At 65.1% G+C, this 19,420-nt stretch carries 18 protein-coding genes and 1 other RNA gene; 13 read left to right on the top strand and 6 right to left on the bottom strand.

Going from position 1 to position 19,420, the window contains the following annotated elements; genetic code table 11:
• Nucleotides 1–171 precede the first annotated feature (171 nt).
• From ssrS to AC1RUR_RS14225, 3 genes are all read left to right on the top strand, one after another.
• Nucleotides 172–332: non-coding RNA, 6S RNA (gene ssrS, locus AC1RUR_RS14235), on the top strand.
• A gap of 174 nt (nucleotides 333–506) precedes the next feature.
• Nucleotides 507–1,103, top strand: coding sequence for a 5-formyltetrahydrofolate cyclo-ligase (locus tag AC1RUR_RS14230; RefSeq protein ID WP_492844921.1), 597 nt, complete (start codon nucleotides 507–509; stop codon nucleotides 1,101–1,103).
• Nucleotides 1,081–1,905 carry a TIGR00282 family metallophosphoesterase gene (locus AC1RUR_RS14225; RefSeq protein WP_492844919.1) on the top strand — a complete coding sequence of 275 codons (825 nt, stop codon included), beginning with the start codon at nucleotides 1,081–1,083 and terminating at the stop codon, nucleotides 1,903–1,905. The genes AC1RUR_RS14230 and AC1RUR_RS14225 overlap by 23 nt, the downstream gene beginning before the upstream one ends.
• A gap of 304 nt (nucleotides 1,906–2,209) precedes the next feature.
• Here the strand turns inward: AC1RUR_RS14225 and AC1RUR_RS14220 are convergent, their stop codons facing one another.
• A complete protein-coding gene (locus AC1RUR_RS14220; protein WP_492844917.1) occupies nucleotides 2,210–3,367 on the bottom strand; it encodes an acyl-CoA dehydrogenase family protein in 1,158 nt (385 codons plus the stop codon).
• Nucleotides 3,368–3,473: 106 nt separating this feature from the next.
• Here AC1RUR_RS14220 and AC1RUR_RS14215 point away from each other — a divergent pair, with 106 nt between their 5' ends.
• Nucleotides 3,474–4,412, top strand: a complete 939-nt coding sequence (locus tag AC1RUR_RS14215; RefSeq protein ID WP_492844915.1) for a LysR substrate-binding domain-containing protein — start codon at nucleotides 3,474–3,476, stop codon at nucleotides 4,410–4,412.
• 331 nt (nucleotides 4,413–4,743) lie between these two features.
• Here the strand turns inward: AC1RUR_RS14215 and AC1RUR_RS14210 are convergent, their stop codons facing one another.
• From AC1RUR_RS14210 to AC1RUR_RS14200, 3 genes are all read right to left on the bottom strand, one after another.
• Nucleotides 4,744–5,880: a DSD1 family PLP-dependent enzyme gene (locus AC1RUR_RS14210; protein WP_492844913.1), complete on the bottom strand. Its 1,137-nt coding sequence runs from the start codon at nucleotides 5,878–5,880 to the stop codon at nucleotides 4,744–4,746.
• A 419-nt stretch (nucleotides 5,881–6,299) separates the two neighbouring features.
• A complete protein-coding gene (locus AC1RUR_RS14205) occupies nucleotides 6,300–7,724 on the bottom strand; it encodes a methyl-accepting chemotaxis protein (RefSeq protein ID WP_492844911.1) in 1,425 nt (474 codons plus the stop codon).
• 107 nt (nucleotides 7,725–7,831) lie between these two features.
• Nucleotides 7,832–9,580 carry a methyl-accepting chemotaxis protein gene (locus AC1RUR_RS14200; protein ID WP_492844909.1) on the bottom strand — a complete coding sequence of 583 codons (1,749 nt, stop codon included), beginning with the start codon at nucleotides 9,578–9,580 and terminating at the stop codon, nucleotides 7,832–7,834.
• 219 nt (nucleotides 9,581–9,799) lie between these two features.
• Between AC1RUR_RS14200 and AC1RUR_RS14195 the strand changes: the two genes are divergently transcribed.
• From AC1RUR_RS14195 to AC1RUR_RS14160, 8 genes are all read left to right on the top strand, one after another.
• Nucleotides 9,800–10,546 (top strand): YebC/PmpR family DNA-binding transcriptional regulator, encoded by a 747-nt coding sequence (locus tag AC1RUR_RS14195; RefSeq protein WP_492844907.1) that lies wholly within the window; start codon nucleotides 9,800–9,802, stop codon nucleotides 10,544–10,546.
• A 205-nt stretch (nucleotides 10,547–10,751) separates the two neighbouring features.
• Nucleotides 10,752–11,279: a crossover junction endodeoxyribonuclease RuvC gene (ruvC, locus tag AC1RUR_RS14190; protein ID WP_492844906.1), complete on the top strand. Its 528-nt coding sequence runs from the start codon at nucleotides 10,752–10,754 to the stop codon at nucleotides 11,277–11,279.
• A gap of 142 nt (nucleotides 11,280–11,421) precedes the next feature.
• Nucleotides 11,422–12,039, top strand: a complete 618-nt coding sequence (ruvA, locus tag AC1RUR_RS14185; RefSeq protein WP_492844904.1) for a Holliday junction branch migration protein RuvA — start codon at nucleotides 11,422–11,424, stop codon at nucleotides 12,037–12,039.
• 188 nt (nucleotides 12,040–12,227) lie between these two features.
• Nucleotides 12,228–13,259: a Holliday junction branch migration DNA helicase RuvB gene (gene ruvB, locus AC1RUR_RS14180; protein WP_492845282.1), complete on the top strand. Its 1,032-nt coding sequence runs from the start codon at nucleotides 12,228–12,230 to the stop codon at nucleotides 13,257–13,259.
• A gap of 93 nt (nucleotides 13,260–13,352) precedes the next feature.
• Nucleotides 13,353–14,222, top strand: a complete 870-nt coding sequence (locus tag AC1RUR_RS14175; RefSeq protein ID WP_492844902.1) for a DUF6869 domain-containing protein — start codon at nucleotides 13,353–13,355, stop codon at nucleotides 14,220–14,222.
• 85 nt (nucleotides 14,223–14,307) lie between these two features.
• Nucleotides 14,308–15,228: a metallophosphoesterase gene (locus AC1RUR_RS14170; RefSeq protein ID WP_492844900.1), complete on the top strand. Its 921-nt coding sequence runs from the start codon at nucleotides 14,308–14,310 to the stop codon at nucleotides 15,226–15,228.
• A 202-nt stretch (nucleotides 15,229–15,430) separates the two neighbouring features.
• Nucleotides 15,431–15,880 (top strand): tol-pal system-associated acyl-CoA thioesterase, encoded by a 450-nt coding sequence (gene ybgC / locus AC1RUR_RS14165; protein ID WP_082813630.1) that lies wholly within the window; start codon nucleotides 15,431–15,433, stop codon nucleotides 15,878–15,880.
• A 79-nt stretch (nucleotides 15,881–15,959) separates the two neighbouring features.
• The gene (locus AC1RUR_RS14160; RefSeq protein ID WP_492844898.1) at nucleotides 15,960–16,427 is read left to right on the top strand and encodes a nuclear transport factor 2 family protein; all 468 of its coding nucleotides are present in this window, start codon (nucleotides 15,960–15,962) and stop codon (nucleotides 16,425–16,427) included.
• Nucleotides 16,428–16,638: 211 nt separating this feature from the next.
• On the opposite strand, the gene AC1RUR_RS14155 is transcribed toward AC1RUR_RS14160, so the two are convergent.
• Together AC1RUR_RS14155 and AC1RUR_RS14150 are read right to left on the bottom strand one after the other, a co-directional pair.
• Nucleotides 16,639–17,352: a type 1 glutamine amidotransferase gene (locus AC1RUR_RS14155; protein ID WP_492844896.1), complete on the bottom strand. Its 714-nt coding sequence runs from the start codon at nucleotides 17,350–17,352 to the stop codon at nucleotides 16,639–16,641.
• A 27-nt stretch (nucleotides 17,353–17,379) separates the two neighbouring features.
• Complete coding sequence (locus tag AC1RUR_RS14150) at nucleotides 17,380–18,306, bottom strand: LysR family transcriptional regulator (RefSeq protein ID WP_492844894.1); 927 nt, start codon at nucleotides 18,304–18,306, stop codon at nucleotides 17,380–17,382.
• Between the two features lie 151 nt (nucleotides 18,307–18,457).
• On the opposite strand from AC1RUR_RS14150, the gene AC1RUR_RS14145 reads away from it, so the two are divergent.
• A complete protein-coding gene (locus tag AC1RUR_RS14145) occupies nucleotides 18,458–19,414 on the top strand; it encodes an N-carbamoyl-D-amino-acid hydrolase (RefSeq protein WP_492844892.1) in 957 nt (318 codons plus the stop codon).
• Nucleotides 19,415–19,420: the final 6 nt, after the last annotated feature.

Genomic DNA, 19,420 nt, shown 5'->3' with positions numbered 1-19,420 from the left:
CTCGGGCAGCGTTCGACGCGGAGAGACCGTCACCCCACCCCGTCTCACATTTTCGCTGCGCTCCATGTGAGCCGACCCTCCCCCTCCAGGGGAGGGTAAGAAAGTGCGCCGGCGAAAGCGCCACCCGCCACCGGGCTGGTTATTCGTCAGTATCGTTGCTACATTGCGTGAGCGAGGCTGCGACGCGCGTCCGGAGCCATATATCCCCGGGGCCTTATCGATCCTTTAGGGAACTGTCCCTGGCCGGGCCCGTGGGCCCGGACATATGGTGCCCACCTACTTTCGTAGGGAACTCCGGGATCGAGTGCTTCAACGGCGTACGCGGCTTCGCACTTTTGTTTGCTGACAATGCGTCCTTGTCGAATAGCCGTCCACGACAAACCGGCAGTGTCATGCCCCGCGAAAGCGGGGCATCCAGTACGCCGCGGCGTCGATGTTTCATCACTGGCGTCTCTGGAATACTGGATCACCCGCCTTCGCGGGTGATGACGGCGGAGCAAGCGCACATGACCAACACCAAATCCGAACTCCGTGCCAGAGCCCTCGCCAAACGCGACGCGCTGAGCGAGAAGAAGCGCACCGCCGCCGCCGCAAAACTCGCCAAGCGCGGGCTGCCGTTCAAGCTGCTGCCGGGCAGCATCGTCTCCGGCTATTCGCCGATCCGCAGCGAGATCGATCCGATGCCGCTGTTGAGGAAGCTCGCCGAGGAGGGCGCGAAGCTGGCGCTGCCTTGCGTCACCGCGCGCGGCCAGTCGCTGGTCTTCCGCATCTTCCATCCGAACGACCGGCTGATGATGGGCCCGCTCGGCATTCCCGAGCCGTCGCCGGCCGCCGCCGAGGTGATCCCCGACATCATGCTGACGCCGCTCGCGGCCTTCGACCGGCTCGGCCACCGCATCGGCTATGGCGCGGGGCATTACGATTTCACCTTTGCTCACTTACGCAAGACCAAGCACATCGTCGGCATCGGGCTTGCTTTTGCAGCGCAGGAGATCGAGGCGGTTCCGGCACTATCGCACGACGTCGCGCTGGATTATGTGCTAACGGAATCGGACGTGTTTGATTTCCGGAGTTCTGAAGTTGCGCATTCTCTTCGTGGGTGATGTCGTCGGCCGTAGCGGGCGCAATGCCATTGCGGAATATCTGCCCGGCATGATCAGGGACTGGTCGCTCGATTTCGTCGTCGTCAACGGCGAGAATGCGGCCGGCGGCTTCGGCATCACGGAAGCGATCTACCAGGAATTTCTCGACGCCGGCGCCGACGCGGTGACGCTCGGCAATCACTCCTGGGACCAGCGCGAGGCCCTGGTGTTCATCGAGCGCGCCGAGCGCCTGGTGCGTCCGGCGAACTATCCGCGCGGCACGCCGGGCCGCGGCGCCGCTTTGGTCGAGACCAAGAACGGCAAGCACGCGCTGGTCGTCAACGCTTTGGGCCGCGTCTTCATGACCCCGTTCGACGATCCCTTTGCCGCATTGGAGCGCGAGCTCGGCGCCTGCCCGCTCGGCGTTGCCGCCGACGCCATCGTCGTCGACTTCCATTGCGAGGCGAGCAGCGAGAAGCAGGGCATCGGCTTCTTCTGCGACGGCCGCGCCAGCCTCGTCGTCGGCACGCATACGCACGTGCCGACCGCCGACCACCAGATCCTTAACGGCGGCACCGCCTACATGACCGATGCCGGCATGACCGGCGATTACGATTCCATCATCGGCATGCAGAAGGAAGAGCCGCTGCGCCGGTTCACGTCGGGGATTCCCTCGGGGCGTTTCGAGCCGGCGGCGGGTGCGGCGACGCTCAGCGGCGTCGCGGTGGAAACGGATGACGCGACGGGCCTCGCACTGCGCATTGCGCCGGTGCGTGTCGGCGGCCGGCTCGAGCCGACGACGCCGAAGTTCTGGTTGAGCTGAAGTCTTTTGCGGCATCGCCGGTGCACCCTCGCCCCTTGTGGGAGAGGGTGGCTCGCCGCGTAGCGGCGAGACGGGTGAGGGGTTCTCTCCGCGCGTGAGCCTCTCGCATTTGAATCTGCGGAGACAACCCCTCATCCGGCGCTTCGCGCCACCTTCTCCCACAAGGGGAGAAGGCAAGTGGTGTTTGCGGCGACACACCTTCAGAATCGTAGGGTGGGCAAAGGCGCACTTGCGCCGTGCCCACGATCTTTCTCGATCGTCAAAGGTCGAGGGCACGCTTCGCTTTGCCCTACGAGACTGCAGTCTAGAACCGATTGGTGCCCGGATCGAGGCCAAGCCCGACGCGCCCCGAAACGAGATAATTGTTCGGCGTCATCGCAATGTGCTTGGTCGCCGCCTGAATGTCGCGGATGTAGCGCTCGATCGGTGAGCTCTCGAGCATCGAACCGGTGCCGGCCTCACTGGCGAGAATGTCGGCGATCCGCAGCGCGGTTTCGGCTGCATGAGTACAGGCCGTTCTGAACACCGCACGGGCTTCGATCAGGCGCAGTCCATCTTCCTCCAGCGCCGCAATCAATTCCGTCGCAGCACTGATCAGAAAAGCGCGGGCGGCACGATGCAGGGCATCTGCCCGCCCGAAATTGCTTTGCACGATCTCGCGGTCGCGCATCGTCATGCTTTGGCCATGCCGAGCTGTACGGCTCGCTAGCTCGACAAAGGCGTTCATCGCACCGCGCGCTATTCCAAGCGGAACTGTTCCAACGGTCCAGGCAAATGCCGATACAGCGGGCAAACGATAGACGCACCCGTCCTGCGTCGGGCCAGCACCGATGAAGTCATGCGAGTGGTGCGCGGAAACAAAGAGATCGCAGACCTCGAAATCGCAGCTGCCGGTCGCGCGCAACCCCGATACGCGCCAAGTATCGTGGATCACGACGTCGCTGCGTCTGAAATAGTAGAACCGCGGCGGCTCGTCGTTGCCGTTGGCATCTTTCGTGCTCGCGAGCGCCATGAAATGCGACGCGTGATGCGCGCCGCTGCCGAACGGCCAGCGGCCAGTAACGCGATAGCCGCCTTCGGCCTTCTGCGCCTCGCCGACTGCGCCGGTAGCGGACACAACAAAAGCGCGCGGATCAGAGAAGATCTCGCGCGCGACAGGCTCGGGCAAATAGCCGCCGGTGCGACTGATGCCGCCGCCATTGCCGACCAGCCACCCGATCGAACCGTCGAGCATGGATGCGGCTTCCACGACCGACATGAAGTCGATCGGCGACAATTGCGGACCTCCTAATGCGCGAGGCAACCACAGCCGGAACAGCCCGGCATCCGCCAGCGCGTTGAACACGGCAGTTGGAAGCCGGCGCTCGCTATCGAACGAACCACGATGTTTGACGACCAGCGGCGCAAGCTGCGCGATCGCGTCGAGATAATCGGCCACTTGCCCGGGGGCTTTCGCCAGCATGATGTGGGTGCTCCTGCCAATGCTGTCAGTCTCTGCCGCAATCCGCGCTGCTGGCAAGCTCGGATAATTCAGGTGCAAGATGAACTTGATTCATCTAGGTTGAGCCATGCACCAGCTCCCGCCGTTAACCGAATTGCGGGCCTTTGAGGCCGCGGCCCGCCATCTGAGCTTCAAGGAGGCCGCAGCGGAATTGTTGGTCACGCCGACGGCGATCAGCCATCAGATCAAGTTGCTCGAACGCCATTGCGGCAGGGACCTGTTCCGGCGAAGGCCTCGTCCGCTTAAGCTGACGGCGGCGGGCGAACTGCTTTTCCCGGTGGTATGCGAGGGATTTCTGGCCTTCGCGAATATACTGGAGCAGGTACGAGCGAGCTCGGTCGGCGGGCGGTTGCGCATCACTGCCACCAATGCTTTTGCGGCGCGATGGCTGGTGCCGCGGCTGCCCAAATGGCGGGAAGCGCATCCGCGCCTAAAGCTCGACATTCTGGGGACAGACGCCGTCCTTGACCTCGCAACCGGTGAGGCCGACATCGCCATCCGATATGCGCGCCGGCCGCCGGCCGGCAGCACGTCCATCGAGCTGACGCGTGACACGTTTCGTGTGGTTGCGAGCCCGAAGCTGATTGGCGCTGGCGGTAAATCACTCAGCCCGGCTGAACTTGCGAAGTTCCCCATGATCGACATCGAGTGGCCATCCAGCAACCGCAACGCACCGACCTGGCAGCGCTGGCAGGCAAAGGCGCGGCAGCGCTTCAAGAGGGTGCCTGACCTTGCGCGCTTGCCCAATCTCGCGTTCCGCGAGGAACTGCATGCCATCGAAGCGGCCATCTCAGGTCAGGGCATTGCGATCTGCAGCGACGTGTTGGTGGCGCCCGAGCTTGCGAGCGGAGCACTCGTGGAAGTCTCGAAGTTGACGCTTCCTGGCTACGGCTTTTACCTCATGCACTTGCCAACACATCCGAGGTTGGAGGCGATCGAAGCCTTCTCTGAATGGGCTCGATCAATGAGCAAGCATTCGACTATTGAGCTCTCTGGAGTCGATTGAACTTCGCCTAAGTGGTGCCGGTACATTTAGCACTTGGTGGACATCGCACCTGACACCAGAGACTTCCGGCTATGACCCATTTGCAGATGTTCCCAGTCGGGCCAGGCCACGTCTGCTCATCCCTTGGAAACGGGCGGTCCCGAATTATGAGGACACGCCTTGGCGCGCAATTGCGAACGAGGGGCGGGCCATAACCTCAAGGGCGCAGTTGTTTTGCGAAGCTGGTCACTCCGAATCTTCGCCAAACCAATGCTGCGGCGCATGGGTCCCGGATCTGCGCTTCGCTTGTCCGGGACGACGATGGAGATTAACGCGCAATCATGCGTCAATCTCAGGTGACCGCGCCCCGCGCCGCGATCGGCCAAAGCGCCTCCACGCGGGCATCCGGCGTATTGAAGCCGCGCACGCCGACATACCAGTCGTAGAGATTGACAGTCGGGTCGCAATGACCCGGAATGAGCGTCACCTTGTCGCCAATCGCCAGTCGTGACGAAGCGCTGTCGAAGTCGAGCAGGCCGTGCTCGTCAGAGGGCCGATGATAGCGCAGGTCGGGCCGGCCCAGCACAACCGGAAATCCGCTGTCGTTTGACAGGGCCTTGTGGCCCGCATCGATGACCGCGCGTTCGCCGGAGGCGGTGCTCATCACGGTCGCGATCACGAACAGCGCATGTTCAAACAGGTTGGCATTGCGCGTCCCGTCGGCGACGTTTTTCGCGTAGTCGGCGTCCATGAAAATATAGGAGCCGGCCTGCAATTCGTTCCAGACGCCGCTCGCGCCTTCGAGTTCGAACGTCCCGGTTCCCGCACCTCCGATCGTCCGGCATTGAAAGCCCGCTTCCTTGAGGACGCGAAGTGTCTCCATGGTCGCGTTCGCGGCACTGGCGATGGCAGTGCGCCGCTCCTCCGGCGTGCGCAAGTGCTGGGCGGAGCCGTGGTAGGCCTGTAAGCCGCCGAACGACAAGAAGCGTGAACCCGCCATCTGCCGCGCCAGGCCGGCTGCGGCTGGCCCCGGCCTGACGCCGCAGCGACCGGCGCCGACGTCGACCTCGACCAGGACTTCGATCTGCGAGCCGGCCCGTTCCGCGGCGAGCGCCAGTTGCCCAAGCACGATCGGATCGTCGACGCAAACGCTGATGCGCGCGTGGCGCGCGAGGGATGCGAGCCGTTCCAGCTTCCGCGGGCCCACCACCTCATTGCTGACGAGGACGTCACTCACCCCGCCCGCCACCAGGCTCTCGGCCTCGGCAACCTTTTGGCAACACATGCCAACCGCGCCGCGCGCGATCTGCTTGGCCGCGATGATCGGCGACTTATGGGTCTTCGCATGCGGACGCAACCGAACGCCGAGCTTGCCGACCGCTGCCGCCATCGTGTCGAGATTGCGCTCGAAGGCGTCGAGGTCGATGATCAGCGCCGGTGTATCGATCTCGGAAAGCGGCGCGCCGATTTGGGTGGGTGGAAGGGTCATCGAAAACCAGCTGATTGTGTTCGGGCTCGCGCCCCGAATGTGCGGCGGCCATTGTTATGGCAATAGCAGCCGCCGCACCAGTGCTGGCGGCTTCGACGCTCAGCAGGCGCGGGATCGGGCTCGTAAATCATTTGCCTCGAATGGTGCTGCAAAGGTCGACGAGCAACGCGAGAGGGGGGCGGGCCAGGACCCGTCGCTGATGTGGTGCGGGGCAGACGCAGGACTCGTGCGGCGAGCAGCCCCTCTCCCGCAAGTACGTTTTCGGAATATTAGCATTCTATCCCTGTTTTGCCCGACGGGTCAAGGGTTCATCAGGCGCTTTGCGTGCGATGAGGCCCAAGCCATTGATTCCCCATGCACCGGTTACTGTGCATGGGGTTGTTTTTTAATTTTTGATATGAGGGCCGCAGCAGTGGCCGTCAGCCGTGCCGGAAACCCATCCGGAACGCGCCCCAGTGCTTGCCGCGGACCATGACCGGCGAGGACAAGTCCTTCATCAGCACGAACTGCCCGCCGCCCATGTCGCGGCGGTAGGTCTGGAGCAGGAACGGCTTCGTGCTCGCCGCCACCTTCTTCACCGTACGATCGGTGAACAGGCGCCGGTTGCGGCAATTGGCGTTGTTCCAGACCGGGTCCTTGCCCTGCGGCAGGCGGTAGTTCGGGTTGTGGGTCGGAAGGTACCCGCTCCTGGCCCAGGCGACGCAGTAGACGATGCGCGGATCCGACTTCTGGAGCGGGTCCTGGATCGCGGGCAGCACGCGGTCGGTGAAGTCGACGTAGTTGGTGAGGTACTGCTTCGGATCGGTGCCGGGAATTTCGCGATATGTCTCGTCCATGAGCTGGTCGAGCGTGATCTCGCCGCGATCGATCGCGGCCTCGAACTCGGCCGAGATCCGCTTCGCGGTCTCGACCACGGTCCGGATCAGCGGCGTGTCCGACGTCTCCACGCCGCTGTCGGCGATCATCGCGATCAGGCCTTCGGAGGTGTCGAGCAGCTTCGTCACCCGCTGATCGGCGCTCTTGAGATCGCGCGAGGAGAGGTCGACGCCCTTGGCGAGCTCGCTGAGCTCGCCAATGACGGTGTCGCAATGGCCGAGATTGGAGGTCGCCGCGCGCGCGACGCTGTCGATCTCCGCTTCCACCGAGGCGAAGCCCTGCTGGACGCGCGAGATGATGCTGGAGATCTGCTGGGCGCCTTCGCCGGCGGTCTTGGCGCGCTGCGAGGCGTCGCTGCTCTCGCCGATCAGGCCTTCGATCTGGCCGTCGAGATCGCGCACGGTGTCGGAGATCTGGTGCGTGGCCTGGCGGGTGGCTTCCGCGAGGTTCTTCACCTCGCTTGCGACCACCGCGAAGCCGCGGCCGGCATTGCCGGCCCGCGCGGCCTCGATGGTGGCGTTGAGGGCGAGCAGGTTGGTCTGTTTCGCGATCGCCTCGATCGAGCCGGACACCTTGGCGACCTGCGCCAGCGCGGAGCCGACGGCGCTCAGGCGCGCCTCGATCCGCTCCACGGCCGCGACGAGCTCGGAGATGTGGCTGACGGCGGTATCGACCGCGCTGCGCGACTGCGCGATCTCGCCGACCGCAGCCGACGTGGTCGTTTGCACCGCCTGCGAGGCGTTGGCGATGTCGTGGTTGGCCGAGACCATCGTCTCGGCCGTCTTCTGGAGGTGATGGAAGCGTTCCGACTGGTTCGCGACGCGGCTTGCAACCTCCTGGACGTTGCCGGCGATGTCGGCGAGCTCCACGCCGAGGCCGCCGATGCGGTCGGCGAGCTGGTCGATCAGCCGTTCGGCCAGCGTTCGGTTGGATCCGGTATCCAGGACTGCAAGTTGTGCGAGGGACATGTACGGGCCTTCTCCAAGCGGAGCCGTTCATCGGCTCACCGCGGCATTCCCATTCCGAATTCAAAGTTGAAGGTGATTCGCGCTTGAGCGTCTTGCCTGAGCGTGCACTAGAGCTTGTAAGCCGTGCGGAATCCACCCCAGTGCCGGCCCTGCACGCGGATCGGGACGTCGATCTCGCGCATCATCACCGTGTTCCCGTTGCCCATGTCGCGCGCATAGCTCTGGACCAGGTACGAGCGCAGGTTGCGCGCGGCCGCCAGCCCCGCCGGATCGTTGAACATCCGCCGGTTGCGGCTGTTGGCCGTGTTCCAGGCGGTATCGCCCGGCCGCTGCGGATGCGAATAGACCTTGTTGTGCACCGGCAGGAAGCCGTTGCGATCGACCATGGCGCAGAACGCCATGCGCGGCTCCCTGGCGAGAAACGCTTCCTGGAATGGCGGCAGCGCGCGGTCGGCCCAGTCCAGATATCTGGTGCGGAATTGCTGCGGATTGGTGCCCGCGATCTCCACATAGTCGGTGTCGAACAGGTCGTCGATCCTGACCTCGCCGCGCGCAATCGCCTGCTCGAAGATGGCGGTCAGCGCGCTGCCCGCTTCCATGGCGCGGGTGACGAACTCCGTGTTCTCCTCATGGATCGCCCACAGCCGGTCTTCGATCTTTTCGCGGAGCTCGGCATTGGCACCAACGAATTGCGCGCGGGCTCCGGCCTTGGACTGCTCGACGACGCGCAGGCGGCAGGCGCCGACCTGTTCGAGGCTGCCGTCGATCATCGCCTGCGGCGCCAGCCGGCCTGTGTCAGCGCCGCCGATCAGCAGGCTATCCATCGAGATTTCGTAGACCGGCATCACGCCGCGCGCGGTTTCGAATTTGAGATGGCAGGGCAGCCGCTCGGTCTTGCGGCGGTCGTCGTGCTCGCTCTGGCGCAGCAGCACCGCGCAGCGCGATTTCAGCTTCTGTGCGAAGGTGGTGACCGCCTTGCCGGCGCTGGCGACGTGCTCGCCGTGGCTCTCGGCGGCCTTGGTCGCGGCGTCGATCTCGGCCGCGCTCTGGCCGACCGAGACGATGAACTCGGAGGCGCTGGCGGCGTTGCCGGAGACTTCGCTCGTGGTGGCGTTCTGCTCGGCGACCGCGCCATTGACGGTCTCGAACACCGGGCGGATCGCCTCGATCGCCTGCGAAATGCGGTGCACGGCATCGGCCGAGCCGGCGGCGTCGCGCTGGAGCGCGTCGATCTTCTTGGTGATCTCTTCCGTGGCGCCCTGGGTCTGGACCGCGAGTGCTTTCACTTCGGTCGCGACGACCGCAAAGCCCTTGCCGGCTGCGCCGGCGCGCGCGGCCTCGATGGTCGAGTTGAGTGCGAGCAGCGTCGTCTGCCGCGCGATCTGCGCGATCAGATTGACGACGTTGCCGATGGCGGCGGAGGATTCGCGCAGACGGTCGACATTGGCGCGGGCTTCCTGCGCCGCGGCGCTGGCCTCGTCGGCGAGCTTGCCGGCCGCGCGGACCTGCGCGCCGATGCCTTGCGCGGACTGGGTGAACTTGTCGGCGGCATGGGCAAAGGTGGATGCGGTCGACTGCGCGGCGTTGGTGCGGCCGGTCAGGGCGTCGGTGCGGTCGCGAATGGCCGCAAGTGTCGTGGCGGTCGCCTCGGCGCCGCCGGCCACTGAATTGGCGGCGCGCTCGAGCTGGCGAATCATCGCGCCCAGCTCGAGTTCCAGCAATTCCAGGATTTCCTTGGCCGAATCGTTTTCGGCGGTCGGCGCGGGCTCGGAATTGGCCGCGGGCTGCGGAGCCGCCGGGGCGGTCGCAGGCGCAGCCATGTCCGGCAGACGCTTCCGAAATAGTCCGAACGCCATCAGCTCTCTCTTGTCGGGGAACGGTCGGACGCTATTTTCGCAGGCCGGAATGAAATCAGGGTTAACAATGCCCGAGATCTAGGCACGGGCCATTACGGTGGCTAACGTTACAGTGCTACCTTGGAGCAGCAGGAGCCCTTTGATTCCGGTGGGTTGGCGGCCTATAAGGCCGCGCTTCCCACGCTCACCCTGTCGGACGATTCCTTTACGAGACCACGCATGGCCGGACATTCCCAATTCAAGAACATCATGCACCGCAAGGGGCGGCAGGATGCCCAGAAGTCGAAGCTGTTCGGCAAGCTGGCGCGGGAAATCACCGTCGCCGCCAAGCTGGGCACGCCCGACCCCGCCATGAACCCGCGCCTGCGCGCCGCCGTGATCGCCGCGCGCCAGGAAAACATGCCGAAGGACAATATCGAGCGCGCCATCAAGAAGGCGCTCGGCAGCGACGGCGAGAACTATGACGAGATCCGCTACGAGGGCTATGGCCCGGGCGGCGTCGCCGTCATCGTCGAGGCGCTGACCGACAACCGCAACCGCGCCGCCTCCGACATCCGTTCCTTCTTCACCAAGTCGGGCGGCAATCTCGGCGAAACCGGCTCGGTCTCCTTCATGTTCGACCGCACCGGCATCATCGAATATGACCGCAGCGTCGCCTCCGACGACGCGGTGCTGGATGCCGCGATCGAGGCCGGCGCCGACGACGTGATCTCCGGCGAAGGCGGTCACGAGATCTACGCCTCGACCGAAAGCTATCGCGACGTCGCCAAGGCGCTGGAAGCCAAGTTCGGCGAGCCGCGCAAGGCCGCGCTGATCTGGAAGCCGCAGAACACCGTGTCGGTCGACGACGAGACCGGCGAGAAGCTGCTCAAGCTGATGGACCTGCTCAACGAGCACGACGACGTCCAGCAGGTCTACGCCAATTTCGAGGTGTCGGATGCGCTGATGGCGAAGATGGGCGGCTGACGCCGTTCTCGTGTCCCGGACGCGCTGCCGCGTGAAACGCTGCTGCGCAGAGCCGGAACCCATCGTTCTCCAGGCATCGCTGGCAAAATGGGCCCGGTTCAGCGCCGCACCGCTTTGCGCTGCGTCGCGCCCGAGACGGCCTTTCCCCTGTTACTTCCGTTCTGTTTCTGTTTCGCTCCAGGCAGCCAGCCGCTATCACTGGCCCATGACTGCGCTTCCGATTCGTGGCCCCGTTCGTATCATCGGCATTGATCCCGGCCTGCGCCGTACCGGCTGGGGCGTGATCGAAGCCGAGGGCAACCGCCTGATCTACGTCGCCTGCGGTTCGGTGGAACCGCCGGACGATCTGCCGCTGTCCGGCCGCCTGCTCGCGATCCATGAAGGGCTCGCGGCCATCCTGTCCGATCACAAGCCGATGGAAGCCGCCGTCGAGCAGACCTTCGTCAACAAGGACGGCGTCGCGACGCTCAAGCTCGGCCAGGCCCGCGGCGTCGCCATGCTGGCGCCCGCGATGTTCGGCATCAGTGTCGCCGAATACGCGCCGAACCAGGTCAAGAAGACGGTGGTCGGCGCCGGCCACGCCGACAAGCAGCAGATCGCGATGATGCTGAAGATATTGCTGCCGAAGGCCGAGCCGCCGTCCGCGGACGCTGCCGACGCGCTCGCCATCGCCATCACCCACGCCCATCATCGCCAGAGCACCGCGCTCAGGCTGAAGGTGGTGGGAATATGATTGATCGTCGCGTATCACCGCCGTCATGCCCGGGCTTGTCCCGGGCATCCACGTTCTTTCTTGCTGGTATCGAACACGTGGATGGCCGGGACAAGCCCGGCCATGACGAAACAGGAGTGTCTGCCGCGCCCGAGGTCTCGATATGATCGGCAAGCTGAAGGGCCTGATCGATTCCTACGGCGAGGATTACGTCGTCCTCGACGTCGGCGGCGTCGGCTACCAGGTGCATTGCTCGGCGCGCACGTTGCAGCATCTGCCCTCGCCCGGCGAGGCGACCGTGCTCTCCATTGAGACTTATGTTCGAGAAGATCAAATAAAACTGTTCGGCTTCCGCACCGACCAGGAGCGCGAATGGTTTCGCCTGCTCCAGACCGTGCAGGGCGTCGGCGCCAAGGTCGCGCTCGCCGTGCTCGGCACGCTGGCGCCTTCCGATCTCGCCAATGCCATTGCGCTCCGCGACAAGGCCGCGGTGGCGCGTACGCCCGGCGTCGGCCCCAAGGTCGCCGAGCGCATCGTCACCGAGTTGAAGGACAAGGCGCCGGCCTTCGCCAATGTCGATCCGGCGGTCGTGCATCTCGCCGGCGCCGTCGACGACCAGCGCGCGCCGCGCCCGGTGGCGGATGCGATCTCGGCGCTGGTCAATCTCGGCTACGGCCAGCCGCAGGCGGCGGCCGCGATCGCGTCGGCCTCACGCAGTGCCGGTGAGAATGCCGAGACGGCGCAGCTCATTCGGCTGGGGTTGAAGGAATTGGCGAAGTGAGTACGTCAATGGCCAATCTCGTAGGGTGGGCAAAGCGACTTGTCCGCCATTGCTCGAAGAGCGAAGGCGGAAGCGTGCCCACCATCTATCAAGCGATCAGCGACATGGTGGGCACGGCGCGAAGAGCGCCTTTGCCCACCCTACGATCTCATGGAGTTCGCTGAGTGAGCGATCCCAAGGCCAACCGCATGGTCTCGCCCGAGCGCCGCAGTGATGATGTCGGCGACACCGCGCTGCGCCCGCAGTCGCTGTCCGATTTCGTCGGCCAGCAGCAGGCGCGCAAGAATCTGTCGATCTTCATTGAGGCCGCGCGCAAGCGTGGCGAGGCGCTGGATCATGTGCTGTTCGTCGGGCCCCCCGGCCTCGGCAAGACCACGCTGGCGCAGATCGTGGCCAAGGAGCTCGGCGTCGGCTTTCGCGCCACGTCGGGGCCCGTGATCGCCAAGGCCGGCGACCTCGCCGCCCTTCTCACCAATCTCGAAGAGCGTGACGTGCTCTTCATCGACGAGATCCATCGCTTGAGCCCTGCGGTTGAAGAGGTGCTCTATCCGGCGATGGAGGATTTTCAGCTCGACCTCATCATCGGCGAGGGCCCGGCGGCGCGCTCGGTGAAGATCGAGCTGTCGAAATTCACCCTCGTCGGCGCCACCACGCGTGCGGGCCTGCTCACCAATCCCTTGCGCGACCGTTTCGGCATTCCGGTGCGGCTCAACTTCTACACCATCGAGGAACTGGAGAGTATCGTCAGCCGCGGCGCGCGCGTGCTCAATGTCGGCATGAGCGCGGACGGCGCCAACGAGATCGCGCGCCGCGCCCGCGGCACGCCGCGCATCGCCGGGCGCCTGCTCAGGCGCGTGCGCGACTTCGCCTCGGCGGCGGATGCCGACACGATCGACCGCAAGATCGCCGATCATGCACTGAGTGCGCTCGAGGTCGATGCTGCGGGCCTCGACGCCATGGACCGCCGCTATCTCTCGACCATTGCGCTCAACTATGGCGGCGGCCCCGTCGGTGTCGAGACGATGGCCGCAGCGCTCTCCGAGCCGCGCGACGCGATCGAGGACATCATCGAGCCCTACCTGATCCAGTGCGGCTATCTCCAGCGCACCCCGCGCGGCCGTCTGCTGACCTCGCACGCCTTCCGTCATCTCGGTCTTGCCGAACCCAATCGCGATGCGACACAGTTCGGCCTGTTCGGCACCGACGAGAGCGATGACTGATCGCCGCAGTCGATGAACCCACCGGTTCCATTCCACCACTAATCCGAACGTGCGGCGAACGGGATCGCCGCACGCGGACTGGAGTGGGAAGGAATGGGCCCGACGGACGACACGAAGCTGCTCGAGGCCATCGCGGCTGCGTCGCAGCTGCGTACACCCGACGAAACCGAGGCGTTGCTGGATCCGATGCCGTTTGGCGAGCTGGCGTCGATGTGGTGCGCGCTTCAGCGCGTCAGCCGGCGTGACCAGATCGGCAGCATCTGGGCCCTCAAGGTCTATTTCGACCATCTGCCGCATCGCAGGCCGCAAGCCGCGCTCGATCTCGTGCTTGATGTTCTCAAGACCGAGGCCGACAAGCCGACAGTGATGCAGCTCAACGACAAGTTCCTGCCGGCGCTATTCCATGCGCACGGCAAGGAGCTGATGGCGCGCGTCGAGCAGGAAGCCGCGCACAATGACCGGCTGCGCTGGCTGCTGGGTGGCGTGCATGTCGCTCCCGACGATCCCTTGATGTCGCGGATTGCAGGCCTGGCCGATTGCGCTGCCTGGCATGCCGACCATCTGGCGCAGCGCACGCCGCGCGAGCCGCTCGATTGCGCCAACATGTCGGTCGCCGAGCTCGCGCGCGCCTGGGTCGAGCAATATTCCAGATCCGAGCGCGACCAGGACGATAATCTGTTCGCGATCATGGATTTCGAGCGCGACCTGCGCGAGGACGATCCCGACAGGATGATCGACCTGATCCTGGAGATCCTCAAGATCGAGTCCAACCCGGTGCTGCTGTCGCTGCTGGCTGCCGGTCCCCTCGAAGACGTGATCAGCGTCGTGACGATCGACCGCATCGAGCGCGAGGCGCGTGCCGATGCGCGTTTTCGCGACCTGCTCGGCGGCGTCTGGTACTATCGCGCGCCCGACGAATTGAAGACGCGGCTGGATGCGCTGGTTGGCGAGAATCGATGGTAGCCTTTGTGCAGACGGCCTGCACGGGCGCACCCCAATTCCGCTTCAATCGGACCGCATCAAGACGCGGTAGTAGAAGCGGACTTCCATGATCACGCGCCGTCATCTCATCCGTTCCATCGGCGGTCTGTCCGCTCTCGGCGTCTCGACCGCGGCCTATGGCGTTGGCGTCGAGCCGGTGCTGCGGCTCCGCGTCACCCGCTATCATCCGGCGCCGCGGCAATGGCCGGCGGATTTTTCGCTGAAGATCGCCGCCATCGCCGACATCCATGCCTGCGATCCCTGGATGTCGCTGGAGCGGATCGAGGGCATCGTCGAGCGCACCAATGCGCTGAACGCCGATCTCATCGTGTTGCTCGGCGACTATGTCGCCGGCCTTCACCACGTCACGCGCCTCATTCCGTCGCGTGAATGGGCGAGGGTGCTGGCCGGCCTCAAGGCGCCGCTCGGCGTCCATGCCGTCATGGGCAATCACGACTATTGGGATGACAGGACCGTGCAGCAGGCTGGGCACGGGACGACCATCGCACATCGCGCGCTGGAGGCGGCCGGCATTCCCGTCTACGAGAACGACGTCGTGCGCCTCACCAAGGACGGTCGTCCGTTCTGGCTTGCCGGGCTGGGCGATCAGCTGGCCTACTATCCTTCAAAGCGCTTCGGCCGCGCGCACCGGCTTGGCGCCGACGATCTCGCGGGCACGCTGGCGAAGGTCACCGACGATGCGCCGGTCATCCTGCTCGCGCACGAGCCCAACATCGCCCCGCTCGTGCCGGCGCGCGTCGCGCTGCAACTGTCCGGCCATACCCATGGCGGCCAGGTCCGCCTGCTCGGCTGGTCGCCGGCGGTTTCGCCCAAGAACGGCCTGCGGCTCGCCTACGGCCACTTCCGCCTGAAATGCGACCTCATCGTTTCCGGCGGCCTTGGATGCAGCATCATGCCGGTCCGCGTCGGCGTGCCGCCGGAGATCGTCGAGGTGACGCTGGGGCGGGCGACACAGGGGATCGTGTAGTATCCCCGTGCCTGATTGTGCGGCCGCGGGTGAAGCGCTAGCATCGCGCAATGGAGCAAATTACCGAGAATCTTCACAAGCTGCGCGCGCTTCGATCTGCCATAGATGAAGGAATGGCGGACATAACGGCGGGTCGCGTTGTGCCCTGGAATTTGGAAGAGTTTCTCGATGAAGCTCGCAGACAGAGAATCTCTAGGCCAAAATGACAGCCCATCTCGACGGCGAGATCCGCGACGGCCGCCACCACATGCAGGTGCGCGTCTACTATGAGGACACGGATTTCTCCGGCATCGTCTATCACGCCAATTATCTGCGCTACATGGAGCGCGGGCGCACCAATCATCTGCGGCTGATGGGCGCCGAGCAGCAGGCGCTGTTCGACCAGGTCGAAACGGAGGGCGCGGGCTTTGCTTTCGTGGTGCGCTCGATGCATCTGGATTTCTTGAAACCGGCGCGGATGGACGACGTGCTCGATGTCGTGACTTGGCCGGTCGCGGTGAAGGGCGCCTCCATCATGCTGGCGCAGGAGGTGCGGCGCGGCGAGGACGTGCTGGTGAAGGCCGAGGTGCGGGTCGCCTTCATCAGCGGCGGCCGCGCCCAGCCAATCCCGAAATCGATCCGCACGCTGATGAAGGCCGATCTGATTTCGTGATCACCCGATAGGTGATGACCACTCGACTCCGTCGGCTGCGGCGATAGATTTGCGGCCCCGACCAACCGATGAGGCCATCATGTCGCGCCCGCCGCTTCCGCCCTTCACGAAAGAGACCGCCGCGCAAAAGGCCCGCATGGCCGAGGACGCCTGGAATTCGCGCGACCCGGTGCGCGTCTCGCTCGCCTATACCGAGGACAGCCGCTGGCGCAATCGCTCGGAGGTCTTTCAGGGCCGCGAGGCGATCGTCGCCTTCCTCACCCGCAAATGGGAGAAGGAGCACGATTACCGCCTGATCAAGGACCTCTGGGCCTTCGACGGCAATCGCATCGCCGTGCGCTTCCAGTACGAATGGCACGATGCCAGCGGCCAGTGGTATCGCTCCTACGGCAACGAGCAGTGGGAGTTCGACGAGCACGGCTTGATGAAGCGGCGCGAGGCGTCGATCAACGACATCGCGATCGCGGAGAAGGACCGCCGGTTTCACTGGGCCGCGCCGGGGCCGCGGCCGGCCGATGTGCCGGGGTTGGGAAGCGATCCGTTCTGAAGCTTGCAAGACAGCGCAGCGAGCACACTGCCCCCTCTCCCCTTGTGGGAGAGGGTGGCTCGCCGCGCAGCGGCGAGACGGGTGAGGGGTGTTTCTATCCGCGAGCCTAACTCTTAATTGAATGCGCGGACGCATACCCCTCATCCGGCGCTTCGCGCCACCTTCTCCCACAAGGGGAGAAGGGAAGAGTCTGCGTGGCGAGAGCTGCGGACTAAGTTGCAGTACGCTTCGCCAGAAACCGCGTAATCGCCCCACCGAGCTTCGCGCTGTCCAGCGGCTGCGCGAGAGACTCCCGTGCCGTTGCCACGACATCCTCCGGCGCTTTGCCGTCGCGCAGCGCGCAGCATACTTGTGCAAACTCCACGTCGAACTCCGGATGCGGCTGCACGGTCAGCGTCGCGCCATTGGCGTAGAGCAGGCCGGCGTGCGGGGTGAACTCGGACGAGAGGATCGTCAGCGCGTCGGTCGGCGGCTCGATCACCTGGTCCTGATGTGAGGCGGCGATCGCGACCGCTTCGCCGTCGACGACGCCGTTCTCGGGCAGCACTTGATAGACATGCCGGCCGATGCCCCAGCCCTTTTCCGATTTGCGCACGGTGCCGCCGAGCGCCTGCGCGATCAGCTGATGGCCGAAGCAGACGCCGACCATCGGCGTCCTGTTCGCATAGGCGGTGCGGACGAAATCCTCCAGCGGCGCGATCCAGTCGAGCCCGTCATAGACGCCGGCGGCGGCACCGGTGATCAGGACGGCTTCGAGCTTGCTCGGATCGGGCAACGTATCGCCGTTGGGGATGCTGACCACGTCCACCGTCGCGGTCGGATCCTCGGCGCGGACCATGCGCTCGAACATGTCCGGAAACGATCCGTGCTGCTCGCGATATTTTTGCGGGACCTGTCCGGTCTCGATGATGGTGATGCGTGCCATGTGCCCAAGGTCAAAAGGTTGCGACGCTCAGTTGCTTTCTGCCCCATGTTGCTGGTGCGGCGCTGTACGCTCCAGGAGCCCGCTCTCCTTGCGGACCTCGTTGAGAAAGGCTTTTGCCAGGCGCGACAGCGGCTCGGCTTCCGACCATAGCATATAGGCCACCGCGTGCGTCGTCGGCGCGAACGGCCGCACCACGAGCCCATTGCCGCCGTTCTGCCGCGGCGAGAACGGATCGACCACCGCGGCGCCGACGCCGGCGGCGGCGAGCACGCAGGCCGTGTTGCAGTAGCGCACCTCGACGGTCGGCCGGAATGGCGCGCCAGCGCGCGCAAAACTGTCGCGCACGGCTTCGCCCAGCCGCGTGCCGCGCTCGAGCCCGATGAAGGGCAGGCCGGACAGGTCGGCCGCCGAGATCACGGGCCGGTCGGCGAGCGGATGCTGCGGTGGCAGCACGCACACCATCTCGCCGGTGTGCACCACCTCATGTGCGATGCCGGGATGATGCGTCAGCCCGAGTGCGAAGCCGAGCTCGGCGACACGGCTGAGCACGCCCTCGATGATGCCCTCGTAACGTCGCACGTCGAAGAACACGCGCGTCTCCGGGCGACGGCGCAGGAAGCCCGACAGCGCGGAGGGAATGATGCTGTAGGCGAGCGGCGGGGTCGCCACGATCGCAAGATGTCCGGAGCGGTTCTCGCGCAGATCGCGCACGCGGTTCTCGAGCTTGGCGTGCAGCGCGAAGATCGCCTCGCTTTCCTTGTAGAGCGCCATCGCTTCGGCGGTCGGAAACAGCCGGTTGTTGACCCGCTCGAACAGCGCAAAGCCCGCCTGCGCCTCCATCGTCTTCAGCGCATTGCTGACCGCGGGCTGCGACAGTGCCAGTTCGTCCGCTGCCGCGACCGTGGTGCGGTGGCGGATGACGGCGCGCAGGATCTCGAGCTGACGCAGGTTCATATCACTGCCGATTATACTCAGGGCCAAAACATCATAGCAGAACGAATTGATTTTACAGCCCCGCTTCCGCGTAATGGCAGCGGATTTGCACGTCGCATCAAGGGGTTCATTCGCCCATTGAGGCAGCACTGCGCACAGATTGGAGGCAATCTTGGTTCGTGTCCTTCGCGCCGCCGCCGCCCAGATGGGCCCGACGCAAAAAGCCGATACGCGTGAGCATACGCTGGCGCGGATGCTCGCGCTGCTGGAGGAGGCCGCTGGCCGCGGCGCCAGCCTCGTGGTGTTTCCGGAGCTGGCCTTCACCACCTTCTTTCCGCGCTGGTTGCTCGAAGGCGAGGCGCTCGACCATTATTTCGAGCGCGGCATGCCGAACCCGGCTGTGGCGAAGTTGTTCGACCGTGCACGCGCGCTGCGCGTCGGCTTTTATGTCGGCTACGCCGAGCTGACGCCCGACGGCCGCCGCTACAATTGCGCCATCCTGGTCGATCGCGACGGCGAGATTCTCGGTCGCTATCGCAAGGTGCACCTGCCGGGCTCGGTCGAGCCGCGTCCGGGCGCGCGCTATCAGCAGCTCGAGAAGCGCTATTTCGAATATGGCGATCTCGGCTTCCCCGCTTTCCGCGCCGGCTCGTCCTGGGCCCACGCTATCATGGGCATGATGATCTGCAACGATCGCCGCTGGCCGGAATCCTGGCGTGTGCTCGGCCTGCAAGGCGTCGAGCTCGTCTGCATCGGCTACAATTCGGCGGCCTACGATCCCAATGGCGGCACGACGGAAGACGGCGCCTTGCGCACTTTCCACTCGACGCTGGTGACGCAGGCCAATGCCTACATGAACGCGACCTGGGCGATCTCGGTGGCGAAGGCGGGCGAGGAGGACGGCTCCGGTCTGATCGGCGGCTCCTGCATCGTCGATCCCAATGGCCGCATCGTCGCGCAGGCGCAAACGCTTGCCGACGAGGTGATCGTCGCGGACATCGATCTCGACCTCTGCCGGCAGGGCAAGGACAAGATGTTCAACTTCGCCGCCCACCGGCGTCCCGAGCAATACAGGGTGATCACCGAGCGCGCCGGCATCATCGAGCCGGCGGTTCTCGACGCCGACTAGCTAGGT

The sequence above is a fragment of the Bradyrhizobium sp. GW821-FHT12B03 genome (genome assembly GCF_058807535.1).
The sequence above is the reverse complement of the archived record's forward strand: the minus strand, read 5'-3'. Positions and strand labels throughout refer to the sequence as shown.